Consider the following 12,533-nt stretch of genomic DNA (forward strand, 5'->3'; position numbering starts at 1 on the left):
ATATATAAGATTAAGGAACGTGAATAGATGAAAATTAATTATAATATACCAGCGCTTAGAACACTTAACTCATTAAGCAAAGCTAATGATAAAGCAGCTACTACTATGCAAAGACTTTCTTCAGGACTTCGTATCAATAGATCAGCAGATGATGCAGCAGGTTTAGCGATTGCAAACAAAATGGATGCACAGATTAAAGGGTTACAACAAGCTAATCGTAATACAATGGACGGCGTATCGCTTGTACAAACAGCAGAAGGAACATTAAATGAAGTCCATTCAATGTTACAACGTATGAGAGAGCTAAGCGTACAAGCATCTAATGGAAGTTATTCAGAAGGTGACCTAACACAAATTCAACAAGAGATTGATCAATTACTTTCTGAGATTAATCGTATTTCTGAGGATACTGAGTTTAACACAAAATCCCTTTTAAAAGGGGAAACGTTAAAAGAAACAGGATTTACTTTTGTTGATATGACAGGAGGAGCAGACGGAACTCCAGGTACTGAAGCAACAGGGTCTATTACAATTCCTTCACCTCTTACAGAAGAAGAAGCAAAAAAACTATTAGGTTCAGGTTTTACAATTGATGGGCAAGTTGTAGAGTTTTATGATTCTACTAATGGTACTTATAATGGTTCTGGTGTAGGGGTAGATTTAAAAGAGATTTTATCTACAACTATTGCAGATGATATAGATAGAAGTAATAAACTTACAGAAAATCTCCAAAAATCTCTTGATGGTAAATTAGAAAATGTAACAATGACTGTAGATACTACAGATACAAATAAATTAGTCATAACAGCTAATGAGCCAGGTGCACAAGGGAACTTTATCAAAACTGAAGATCAAGGTATTGTAGATCAAAAGATAACCCTTCAAATTGGATCTAATAAACAACAAGTTATGGTTGTTTCAATAGGGAGTATGAGTGCAGATAAGCTAGGCCTAGTAGGGAAACCTGGGCAAGATGGTTTTGCAGATACAGCAACTGTTACTAATGGGAAAGATAAAGCACCAACACAAGCTGCAATTAGTGTAGGAAATTCAGAAGATGCAGGTAAAGCGATTACAAAAATAGATCAAGCTATCGAAATGGTATCTTCACAAAGAGCAGCATTAGGTGCTGTACAAAATAGATTAGAGCATACAACAAGCAATTTAGGTGTAAGCGAAGAGAATATGACATCTTCACTATCTCGTATACAAGATGCGGATATGGCTTATGAAATGGCACAATATACACAACAGAATGTTCTTTCACAAGCAGCTACCGCAATGCTTGCTCAAGCAAATCAAAGACCACAACAAGTTATGCAACTTCTTCAAAGATAGGTTGAATAGTTTTCTTAGGCTTAGGCCATACTCCTCAAAAAAGGAGGGAAAACAATGACAAAAAAAGAGCAAAAACGAATAGCACAAGAAAGAGAAGAAGAAAGGCAAGCCTTAGCGGATGAGATTACATCTCTCCATGAAGAAATGGCAGCTACTCTTAATAATTTTTCAGATACAATAGAGCCAGATTTACTAGAATATTACACATACTATTATAAGGCAAGCCAAATCAAGCATAGTTATCTACTTAGGAAATTAAAAAAGGTTTATTATGAAATCGAAGAAAGTAGGAATGTAATGTAAAGGATGTCCATATCTATATATTATAGACAGATGATAGTCATCAGATAAGAGTATATAGAGGTGGAAGGCATGCAAGGAATACATCCCATTATTTTGATGAGTTTGGTAGGATGTGCAGTATTATTAGTGGGAATTATTTTTGACCAATATGTTGCAAAATGGATCAAAAATGGGTTGCTAGGAGTATGCTGCATTTATGTATGTGATTTATTTATGCCAGTGATGTGGCAAGTAGGCATTACATGGATTAGCATTATTATTACTGCATTATTAGGTATTCCAGGAGTAATTATAATGTATCTAATCAATATTATTAAAAACTTTTAAAGAAAAACAGGAGTTGATCTAACAACTCCTGTTTATTTTTTTGCTCATAGCATGTCTATCTAAAAAGAACGCCAAAGAATCATGAAATAGATTTTCTGTTTCCTTTGAATTTTTGGCAAGATAGTTCATCCAATCATTATTAAATTTAATTTTACGTTTATCTTGGAAGATAACATATGGGGTACTAGTATTTTCTTGACTAAGGTCACCTATAGTTACAAAACGTTTGTTATAAGAAACTTTTTTTAATTTTTGTTCAAAGAGGGGAGCAATAAATTCGAAACAGGCCTCTTCGGATACTTCATCAAGAAGTTCTAGAATTTCTTTGTCTTTAATAGTAGGGAAGAAATCTCTTAAATCTTCAGGGGTAGCATCATCAGAAACATTATATTGAGTAGAAATAAGTTCGATTACACGATGTAATTTATCTAAACGGCCAAAAGTAATTTCTTTTTTTACAACAAGTTCCCAAGCATTTAAAACCATTTCAAAACCTAAATCTTCTAAAGTAGATTCTGAAGTTTTGGAAGATGCCATTGAGAGTAAACTTTTGTACCAAAATAGCTTATAGCTATTTGTAATGTATTTATAACTCAATAGATTTTCAAGTGTGGTAAAGTGAGTTGATGTTTTTTTGAATTTTGCCATAGCGGTCTCCTTTATCATTGGGTCTTAAAGTATGTAAATATAGTATAACCGAATTCTTCGATTTGGAAAGAGAGATAAGCAAATTATTGATAATGTATAAAGCATCAAACAAGGATGAAAAGAAGAAGAAAGCGAGAGTAAAAAGAAATATAAAGGATAATAAAAAAGAATAGTTTGAAAATAGGGACAATTATATGCGCAGTGGTATATATTAGTTCAAATGTACTAATATAGCATTAACTATATAAATTATATTGTATACAATACACATTATATTTGATATAAATTTATAAAAATGATAAAATTGTCTTATAATTTAATCTCATAAATTATAATTCATAATAGCAATGCAAGGAGGAATCGATGCATGAACAACGTGGTTGAAATTCGTTGGCACGGCCGTGGTGGTCAAGGGGCAAAAACTGCTTCTTTATTATTAGCTGAAGCTGCATTTGATACAGGAAAGTATATTCAAGGTTTTCCAGAATACGGCCCAGAACGTATGGGTGCACCTATTACTGCATATAACCGTATCAGCGATGAAAGAGTAACAATTCACTCAAATATTTATGACCCAGATTATGTTATTGTTGTAGACGAAACTTTACTTGATGTAGTTGATGTAACAGCAGGACTGAAAAAAGAAGGGGCTATTCTTATTAATTCAGAAAAAACTCCAGAAGAATTAGCACCTAAGTTAAAGGGATATGAAGGCCGCGTATGTACGATTGATGCACGCAAAATCTCTATGGAAACATTAGGAAAATACTTCCCTAATACACCAATGCTTGGAGCAATTATAAAGATTGCTAAAATTATGGATGAAGATACTTTTATTAGTTCAATGGAGAAATCATTCAAACATAAGTTTGCTAGTAAGCCACAAGTTATCGAACCTAATATGGCTGCTGTAAAAAGAGCTTTAGAGGAGGTAAGAGGGTAATGACAGATAAAGATAAATGTATTATTGAACCATTTACACCTTGGCAAGAAACGACTAAAGGTGGTGTTGTAACATGTTCAGGAAATGCTCATTACTATGAAACTGGTGGTTGGAGAGCAGATAAACCTGAGTGGGATGCAGAAAAATGCAAACAATGCTTAATGTGTTTCCCAGTTTGTCCAGATAGTTCTATTATGACCCAGGACAAAAAAATGATTGGTATTGACTATGACCACTGTAAAGGTTGCGGTGTATGTGCAAATGTTTGCCCATTTAAAGCAATCGATATGGTAAGAGCATAAGAGGGAGGAAAAAGTTATGGCAATTCGTGAGAAATTATCTGGTAACGAAGCCGTTGCCGTTGCAATGCGACAAATCAATCCAGGAGTTGTAGCAGCATTCCCTATTACACCTTCGACAGAAGTACCTCAATACTTCTCAAGCTTTGTAAATAATGGACAGGTAGATACAGAGTTTGTCCCTGTTGAATCAGAGCATTCAGCAATGTCAGCTTGTATCGGTGCAAGTGCTGCTGGTGTACGTGCGATGACAGCAACTTCTGCAAATGGTTTAGCACTTATGTGGGAGATGCTTTATATTGCAGCATCAAGTAGACTGCCAATCGTAATGGCAACAGTTAACCGTGCACTTTCAGGTCCAATTAACATACATAATGACCATGCAGATTCTATGGGAGCTCGTGATTCAGGATGGATTCAAATCTATGGAGAAAATAATCAAGAAGCATATGATAATGAACTTATGGCAGTTAGAATTGGAGAGCATCCAGACGTTCTTCTTCCTGTTATGAACTGTTATGATGGGTTTATTACATCACATGCTATTGAAAATATTGATCTTATTGAAGATGATGTAGTTAGAAACTTTGTTGGTACTTATAAACCAGAAAACTACCTTCTTAATCCAAAACAAGCTATTGCAGTAGGACCTCTTGACCTTCCAAACTATTACTTTGAACATAAACGTAATCAAGCAGAAGGTATGAGAAAAGCAAAACAAGTTATTTTAAATGTATCTGCAGAATTTGAAAAACTAACAGGTCGCTCATATGGATTATTTGAAGAATATATGATGGATGATGCTGAAAAAGCAATTGTTATCATTGGCTCAACTGCCGGTACAGCAAAAGCAGTAGTAAATGAATTACGTGCAAAAGGTAAAAAAGTAGGTTTAATCAAAGTAAGAGTATTCCGTCCATTCCCAGCAGAAGAAATGGCAGCTTCTTTAGCTAAATGTAAAGCAGTTGCAGTGCTTGATAAATGTGATGGATTCACAGGTAAAGGTGCACCACTCTTTAATGAAGTATGTACAGCAATGTACTTTGATGAAACAAGACCACTTGCTGTAAACTATATTTATGGTTTAGGTGGACGTGATGTACGTGTTGATGATATCGAAAAAGTATACAATGATCTTACAGAAATTGTAGCTTGCGGCAAAGTTAACGATCCATATCGTTACTTAGGCGTAGTAGATGCAGAACGTTAAGGAGGGGAAACCGATGGCATACAATTTAAAAGAAACAAGCCTTAAACCAGAAAGATTAACTGGTGGACATCGTATGTGTGCTGGTTGTGGTGCACCAGTTGTAGCACGTACCGTACTTCGTGCATTAAAACCAGAGGATAAAGCAGTTATTACATCTGCAACAGGATGTTTAGAAGTTTCTACATTTATTTACCCTTATACAGCTTGGCAAGATTCTTTCATCCATTCAGCTTTTGAAAACTCTGCAGTAACTTGTGCAGGGGCGGAAGCAGCCTATGTAAACATGAAAAAAACAGGTCAATTAGATGATACGTATAAGTTTATTGCATTTGGTGGAGATGGTGGTACATATGATATCGGTATCCAATCCCTTTCAGGAGCAATGGAAAGAGGTCATGACATGGTTTATGTATGTTATGATAATGGAGCTTATATGAATACTGGTATCCAACGTTCTTCTGCAACACCTAAATATGCAGATACAACCACTTCACCAGCAGGTAAAGTGGTACCAGGAAAACAACAATACAGAAAAGACCTTACAGCAGTAATGGTAGCACATAATCTTCCATATGTAGCTCAAACAGCTCCGATTGGAAACTTCAAAGATCTTTATGAAAAATCAGAGAAGGCTATCTATACAGAAGGGCCAGCATTTTTAAATGTACTTGCTCCATGTCCTCGTGGATGGCGTTATGATACACCTAAACTTATTGAAATGGCACAATTAGCAGTAGATACATGCTTCTGGCCACTTTTCGAAGTAGAAAATGGTGTATATAAATTAACTTATAAGCCTAAAAATAAACGTCCAATTTCTGATTGGTTAGAGGCTCAAGGACGCTTCCGTCACATTACAAAAGACCCAGAAAAAGTGGCAGAACTTCAAGCAGAAGTTGATAAGAGATGGGAACATCTTCTTGCATTATGTGGAGAAAAATAAAATAACAAAATAAAAGGATGAGGTTTTAACAAAACCTCATCCTTTTATTTTAAAAAAGAGATATTAACAATAGTAACAAGGGGATGTGCATAAGTGGATATATTTATCAACAAACTGTGAATAATATCTGTTAACTGTTAATTGTAAAAAAGAAATATATTGACCTTAATACAAGTAAATTAAGAGAAAATATTGACATGTATATAAATAGATGATATAATTTTTTGTGGATAGAGTTGTGGATTAATTGTTCACATCTCTGTGTATAATTCGAACACACTTAAATCAATCCTGACTTTTGGCCACCCTGATGTGGTCATTTTTTTTTGGGACAAATATGTATAAACTTTGTTTTCCTTGTATAAACTTAGAAGAAACCATTTTTAGGGAATTCTTTAAGTTGGGAGGCAAGGCATGAATTTACTCAATGAAGTTAGAGATTATATAGAATATATCAAGAAAAATACGTATATATTTAGTTTGCAAAAGCAAGGATTAGAATTGCTTCTTGGCTTCAATGAAGACTTAAAACATTCACATACTATTCCAAAGGGATATGTGGATGCATTAGATTATTTTTTAGCAGTATGGGTGCCAAAACACAAAAAATATTTAAAAGTAGAAGAAGCTTTTAATATTGCATATACTGTACAGGATTTATTGACATTTATTCATAAGAAATACAATAGTGAAGATAATACACCTATTGTATTAGATTACTATGGAGAAGAATATTTAAGGGTGTATAAAGTAAATGAGATTGTTAGAAAGATGGTTGGTGACCCTATTATTAGTATGACACCAACGATTATAGATCTAGAAAGTTACCGTGAATATAGAGATAAGCAGCAACATAGAGATAGCATGGCTATGTATGAACAGGGGCTATTTAGAGTTGAAGAAATCAATGATGAAGGTTATATTGCACTTAGTAAAATTAATGGGCAAAAATACTGTAAGGTACTTATGCGTAGAGATTGGATGTATAACTTTAAAGTTGATGATATTTTACATGTTACCTTAAAAAGAAAAATATTTTTTATATATTGGGAAATAGAAGAGTTAAAGGCATATTATCCAAGTAAGGCTGCTCAGTATCTTTAATTTCAAGAGAAGTTTCGTTATAATGTAGTTAAAGATAGAGTGCAGCAATATGAAAGGAAATTTAAATATGAAAATCGTACTTTTGCTAGCTAATTGTACAAGTCTTATACTGCAACAAATTAGGCAGATAACAAAAAATGTCTTTGATGAATTAGAAGTTAATATTGAAGTAATAGAATTAGAGCGTTTACAGTATTATCAAGGAGAAAAAAGTTGGCAGTTTGAGAATATTGCAAAATCCATTAGAGAAAGTAAGGGGGTTGTTGCAATTTCTCATGTACATATTGCAGGGATGCATAGTTCTATGCAAAACTTTTTTGAGCATTTAGTAGAATGGGAAGAAGTGATTGCAGATAAGCCATTATTTGCAATTACATATAGCGGCTTTATGGGTGAGAAGCAGGCTGCGAATAAAATGATAGAAGCTTGGGAACTTTTAGGGGGGATAGATGGCGGTAATATAGCACTGAATCGTTGTACTGTCATAGAGGATGTACAGCCAAGTATAGAAAAAAGCATAGAGGCTTTTTATCGTATAATGAGGCAAGGAAGAGCTTACATTATGAGTAGTGAAAGACAGTGCTATCTTTCATTAAAAGGCTCTAAAGTACAGCCTGAAGCAAAAAAAGGTATACCTACTCCTGATACTCAGATTGATACAAAATTATTGGTAGAACCAGTTTCAGAACAAGGACATAAAGAGGATAAGTCATATTTTGATTTATCTACAAAGGAACAAAATATCCAAGAGTTAACTCAGTTATTAAAAACACAGATGCAAAGAAATGATGAAGAATTTGTACACATGTCTCAAGCAACATATAATTATCCGAGGAAAAATGCTGACACAAGTAGTAAAGTTAAATTACATCATATTCCACACTATTTTATTGGGCAGCATAACAGAGATATAAATATGGTAATCCAATACCTAATGACAGATTCAGCAGATAAGGGTGTAATTATTATTAGGGATGGAGATTGTACTTATCAAGAGGGTATAATAGAATCCCCAACCATTGAAATTACTATGTCACAAGAAATTTTATCCCAAGTTTTATCAAAACAAGTTACTTATCAAAAGGCATTTATGATAGGTAAATTAAAAGTAAGGGGTAATTTTGCAGTATTATCTAAGCTAGACCAAGTTTTTAAAGCTATGTAACGTATAAATAAGTAGGACATCTCATATAAATGACAATAGATAGGCGTTTAGAAGGAGATGAGAATGTGGATTTACAACATGGTTTAAGTGATAAGCAAATGTATAACCTGTTTGAAGAGCTTGTTATAACAAAGCGTAAACAGCGTATGATTGAAGAAAGGTTACTACAAGCATTAGCTAAACCTACACAGAGAAAATGGATGCATGAACGTGTACAAGATCAGTACAAGCATGAAAGAATGATAGAAGACATATGCAAAGAGTATTTGAATGAAGAAATTAAAATTGATCCGTTTAAGCATAATGTTGTAATGAGTTCTTCTGCGCAGCAGGAACTTAATAATCGTTTAGAGGCAGTTGCTAGTAATATTCAACTTATGTCAAATATTAGTCAGCCTATAGAGGATTTTAGATTATATAAGATGATAAGTAGTATGTTAAGTGATGAATATATTTATCAAACAAGGTTAGTAAAGATGCTAACAGAGAGATAAGTAATAATACAAAAGAAAGAAGGATAGACAAATGAACACAGACTGTATTTTTTGTAAAATTTTAAATGGAGATATTCCATCATTTGTAGTATATGAAGATGAAAGTTTTAAAGTTATATTAGATCGTTTTCCTGCTACACGTGGACATGTACTTATATTACCTAAAGGTCACTATCAAGATTTATTTGAGCTACCAGAAGAAATTAGTCAAAAAGTGTATCCACTTGCAAAACATATTGCTACTGCAGTGAAAAAGGCAGTACAAGCTGATGGTATTAACATTATTCAGAACAATGGAGAGGCAGCAGGTCAATCTGTATTTCACTTCCATATGCATATAGTGCCTAGATTTAGTAATGATCAAGTTACACTTAATAAAACTTCAAATATGGAAACAACACTTGAAGAGTTAGCTGAAACGGCTGAACTTATTAAAAGTTATCTATAGAATAAATTAAATAAAATATAATAACAAAAAAGACGACTTTGATTTTAATCAAAGTCGTCTTTTTATTTAGGCAGTAGCCTCACCAAAGTATTGGTTATACCATACAAGGAACATAAAGATTGTCCAAATTTTACGGCTGTTATCTTTATGACCATTTTTATGTTCATCTAAAATATGAATAAGCATATCTTCATTGAAGTATTTTCTTGCAGGAGCGCTAGTAAATGCTTCTTTAACGATATTATAGTACTTATCTTCTTTAAGCCATACACGAATTGGTACAGGGAATCCAAGCTTTTTCTTATTAGCAGTAGCTGCAGGCATGTTACGTTTAGCAGCTAGACGCATCGCATACTTAGTATTCTCTTTATTAACGCGGTAACGAAGAGGAATCTTTGTTGCAAGACGGCATACTTCTTTATCTAAGAATGGTACACGAAGTTCAAGAGAGTGTGCCATACTCATTTTATCTGCTTTAAGAAGAATATCTCCAGCTAGCCACATATGCATATCTAAGTATTGCATCTTAGTAACATCAGATTTATCTTTAACTTTTGCATAGAATGGTGCTGTAAGAGTAGTTGGATCCTTAGCAGGAGTTGAAACTTTAAGAAGTTTTTTACGTTCATCTACAGAGAACATGTATGCATTTCCGATAAAACGTTCTTCAATCGTTTGAGCCCCACGAATGAGATAGTTTTTCCCTTTAAAGCTAAATGGAAGAGCTTTTGCTAATTTAGCAAGGAATGTTCTAAGACCTTGTGGTAAAGTGTGATATTTAGCATTATCTACAGGTTCTTTGTAGATATTATAGCCACCGAAAAGTTCATCTGCACCTTCTCCAGATAGAACTACTTTAACATGTTTGCTAGCAAGTTCACTTACAAAGTAAAGCGCAACAGCAGCAGGGTCAGCTAAAGGTTCGTCCATATGATATTGAACTTTTGTAAGTGAACCCCAGTACTCTTCTGGTGTAATGACTTTGTGGAAGTTCTCAATACCAATTTCTTTAGAAAGTTCTTTGGCGTAGCTAATTTCGTTATATTGCTCATTATCGAAACCTACAGTAAAGGTTTTATCACCTTTAAAACAGCTTGCTACATAACTTGAATCAACACCACTTGATAAGAAACAACCTACTTCAACGTCACTGATTTTATGAGTTTGGATAGATTCTTTCATAGTTTGGTCGATCATATCAACATATTCATCTAGAGAGCCTTCTGTTTCGATGAATGTAGGTTCCCAATATCTTTTTATATCTAATACGCCATCTTTAAAAGTAAAGAAGTGAGCAGGAGGTAATTTTGAAATACCTTTGAAGAATGTATCAGTTGTAGGTGAGTATTGGAATGTTAAATAGTTTTCAAGTGCTTCTTCATTAAGTTCTTTATTTACAGCTGGATGTTCTAAAAGAGATTTAATTTCAGAACCATAAACAAAGCGGTTACCTTCTTTATAATAGTAGAAAGGTTTAATACCGAAGAAGTCTCTGGCACCAAAAAGTGTTTGTTTTTCACGATCCCAAATAACGAAGGCAAACATACCACGTAAATGAGAGAGTAAGTCTGTACCATATTCATCATAACCATGAACAAGTACTTCAGAGTCAGTATGAGTTTTGAACTCATAACCTTTTTGAATAAGTGTTTCACGAATTGATTGATAGTTATAAATTTCACCGTTAAAAGTAAGCACTAAAGTTTTATTTGTATTGTATAAAGGCTGAGAACCTTCTTCTAAATCGATGATACTTAAACGTCTAAATCCTAAAGCAGCTGATTCATCAATAAACTGCCCGTCACTGTCAGGTCCACGGTGTATAATTTTATTCATCATACCTGTGAGGACTGATTTTTTATCTTCAAGTTCTGTATCTACAAAGCCACAAAAACCACACATATGTAAGGGCTCCTTTCTTAAAATAATACATAAAAACTTTACCATACATTACGTGTAAAAGCAATGAACTCTGAGTAAAGTATTGCCGTAATCTCGCATAATAAACCAGGTTTTTATAAAAAGAAATTAAGTATAAAAAAGAAAAAAGTGTTAAGTTGCGAATTAGAAAAAAAAAGAGTATTATAAAAGTATTATTATGGCTAAAAATATCAGGTATTAGGGAATTATACGAAGGAGAGCATATGACAGATATTAATAAGAAAGCATTACAAATGCATGAAATGTGGCAAGGGAAATTAGAAATTGTATCAAAAGCTAAAGTAAATAGTAAGGAAGACTTAGCTGTAGCGTATACACCAGGAGTAGCAGAACCTTGTAGAAAGATTAAAGAAAACAAAGAAGATGTTTATAAGTACACAATGAAAGGCAATACTGTAGCAGTAATTTCTGATGGAACAGCTGTGCTTGGATTAGGTGATATAGGGCCAGAAGCTGCTATGCCAGTTATGGAAGGAAAAGCAGTTCTATTCAAAGAATTTGCAGGTATTAATGCTGTACCAATCTGTATTGATACAAAAGATACAGAAGAAATTATTAAGTTTGTTAAACAAATCGCACCAACTTTTGGTGGTATTAATTTAGAAGATATTGCAGCACCTCGTTGCTTTGAAATTGAAGCAAGGCTTAAAGAAGAGTTAAATATTCCAGTTTTCCATGATGACCAACATGGTACTGCCATTGTAGTTTTAGCAGGTGTACCTAATGCACTTAAAGTAGCGAATAAGCAAAAGGAAACTGTTAAAGTAATTGTTAATGGGGCAGGCTCAGCAGGTATTGCTATTACAAAACTGTTATTAAAAGCAGGTTTTACTAATATAATAGTAGTTGATAAACTAGGTGTATTGTGTGAAGGCGAGGAATGGATGAACTGGGCTCAACAAGAGTTAGCAGCAGAAACAAATGCAGAGAGACTTAAAGGTAGTTTAAAAGAAGCATTAGTAGGTGCAGATGTATTTATTGGCGTGTCTGCCCCAAATATTGTATCTGGAGATATGGTAAAATTAATGAATAAGGATGCTATTATTTTTGCAATGGCAAACCCAACTCCAGAGATTATGCCAGATGAAGCAAAAGCAGCAGGTGCACTAGTTGTAGGAACGGGTAGATCAGATTTTCCAAATCAGGTGAATAATGTACTTGTATTCCCTGGTATATTTAAAGGAGCACTTTTAGCAAAAGTAAGTCAAATTACAGAAGATATGAAATTAGCAGCGGCTTATGCTATTGCTAGTATGGTAGGAGAAGACGAACTTGGTCCAGAGTGCATCTTACCTCAGGCCTTTGCGGAAGGTGTAGCTGATTGCGTAGCAGAAGCTGTGAAGTGTGTAGCAAATAAGGAGGCATAATAG

13 protein-coding genes and 1 pseudogene are annotated in these 12,533 nt (G+C 34.0%); 12 read left to right on the top strand and 2 right to left on the bottom strand.

Translation table 11 applies throughout. The annotated features are described in order from the left end of the window. The first annotated feature begins 27 nt into the window (after window positions 1–27). The 3 genes from BN2390_RS00710 (at window position 28) to BN2390_RS00720 (ending at window position 1,968) form a co-directional block, all read left to right on the top strand. The gene (locus BN2390_RS00710) at window positions 28–1,338 is read left to right on the top strand and encodes a flagellin N-terminal helical domain-containing protein (RefSeq protein ID WP_053982445.1); all 1,311 of its coding nucleotides are present in this window, start codon (window positions 28–30) and stop codon (window positions 1,336–1,338) included. Window positions 1,339–1,392: 54 nt separating this feature from the next. After that, window positions 1,393–1,641, top strand: coding sequence for a DUF2508 family protein (locus BN2390_RS00715; protein WP_053982446.1), 249 nt, complete (start codon window positions 1,393–1,395; stop codon window positions 1,639–1,641). A gap of 69 nt (window positions 1,642–1,710) precedes the next feature. Further along, window positions 1,711–1,968: a pro-sigmaK processing inhibitor BofA family protein gene (locus tag BN2390_RS00720; RefSeq protein WP_053982447.1), complete on the top strand. Its 258-nt coding sequence runs from the start codon at window positions 1,711–1,713 to the stop codon at window positions 1,966–1,968. A gap of 18 nt (window positions 1,969–1,986) precedes the next feature. Here the strand turns inward: BN2390_RS00720 and BN2390_RS00725 are convergent, their stop codons facing one another. Beyond that, window positions 1,987–2,616: a hypothetical protein gene (locus BN2390_RS00725; protein ID WP_053982448.1), complete on the bottom strand. Its 630-nt coding sequence runs from the start codon at window positions 2,614–2,616 to the stop codon at window positions 1,987–1,989. 367 nt (window positions 2,617–2,983) lie between these two features. Between BN2390_RS00725 and BN2390_RS00730 the strand changes: the two genes are divergently transcribed. The 8 genes and pseudogenes from BN2390_RS00730 to BN2390_RS00765 form a co-directional block, all read left to right on the top strand. Continuing rightward, window positions 2,984–3,559: a 2-oxoacid:acceptor oxidoreductase family protein gene (locus BN2390_RS00730; RefSeq protein WP_053982449.1), complete on the top strand. Its 576-nt coding sequence runs from the start codon at window positions 2,984–2,986 to the stop codon at window positions 3,557–3,559. Continuing rightward, window positions 3,559–3,861, top strand: coding sequence for a 4Fe-4S binding protein (locus BN2390_RS00735; protein WP_053982450.1), 303 nt, complete (start codon window positions 3,559–3,561; stop codon window positions 3,859–3,861). Before BN2390_RS00730 ends, BN2390_RS00735 begins: the two co-directional genes overlap by 1 nt. Window positions 3,862–3,877: 16 nt before the next feature. Then, on the top strand, window positions 3,878–5,068 hold the full coding sequence (gene porA, locus BN2390_RS00740; protein ID WP_053982451.1) for a pyruvate ferredoxin oxidoreductase: 1,191 nt from the start codon (window positions 3,878–3,880) through the stop codon (window positions 5,066–5,068). A 13-nt stretch (window positions 5,069–5,081) separates the two neighbouring features. Continuing rightward, window positions 5,082–6,011 carry a thiamine pyrophosphate-dependent enzyme gene (locus tag BN2390_RS00745; RefSeq protein WP_053982452.1) on the top strand — a complete coding sequence of 310 codons (930 nt, stop codon included), beginning with the start codon at window positions 5,082–5,084 and terminating at the stop codon, window positions 6,009–6,011. A 414-nt stretch (window positions 6,012–6,425) separates the two neighbouring features. Continuing rightward, on the top strand, window positions 6,426–7,115 hold the full coding sequence (locus BN2390_RS00750) for a hypothetical protein (protein WP_053982453.1): 690 nt from the start codon (window positions 6,426–6,428) through the stop codon (window positions 7,113–7,115). Window positions 7,116–7,182: 67 nt separating this feature from the next. After that, a complete protein-coding gene (locus tag BN2390_RS00755; RefSeq protein WP_053982454.1) occupies window positions 7,183–8,280 on the top strand; it encodes an SCP2 sterol-binding domain-containing protein in 1,098 nt (365 codons plus the stop codon). A 65-nt stretch (window positions 8,281–8,345) separates the two neighbouring features. Next, window positions 8,346–8,774 carry a hypothetical protein gene (locus BN2390_RS00760; RefSeq protein ID WP_053982455.1) on the top strand — a complete coding sequence of 143 codons (429 nt, stop codon included), beginning with the start codon at window positions 8,346–8,348 and terminating at the stop codon, window positions 8,772–8,774. Window positions 8,775–8,799: 25 nt separating this feature from the next. Then, window positions 8,800–9,222, top strand: a pseudogene (locus tag BN2390_RS00765) (HIT family protein); the annotation flags it as partial. A gap of 66 nt (window positions 9,223–9,288) precedes the next feature. Here BN2390_RS00765 and asnB read toward each other — a convergent pair. Then, window positions 9,289–11,124, bottom strand: coding sequence for an asparagine synthase (glutamine-hydrolyzing) (gene asnB / locus BN2390_RS00770; RefSeq protein WP_053982457.1), 1,836 nt, complete (start codon window positions 11,122–11,124; stop codon window positions 9,289–9,291). Between the two features lie 242 nt (window positions 11,125–11,366). On the opposite strand from asnB, the gene BN2390_RS00775 reads away from it, so the two are divergent. Further along, window positions 11,367–12,530 (top strand): NAD(P)-dependent malic enzyme, encoded by a 1,164-nt coding sequence (locus tag BN2390_RS00775; RefSeq protein ID WP_053982458.1) that lies wholly within the window; start codon window positions 11,367–11,369, stop codon window positions 12,528–12,530. The last annotated feature ends 3 nt before the right edge of the window (window positions 12,531–12,533 follow it).

The sequence above is a fragment of the Niameybacter massiliensis genome (genome assembly GCF_001282685.1).
GTDB classification, from domain to species: domain Bacteria; phylum Bacillota; class Clostridia; order Lachnospirales; family Cellulosilyticaceae; genus Holtiella; species Holtiella tumoricola.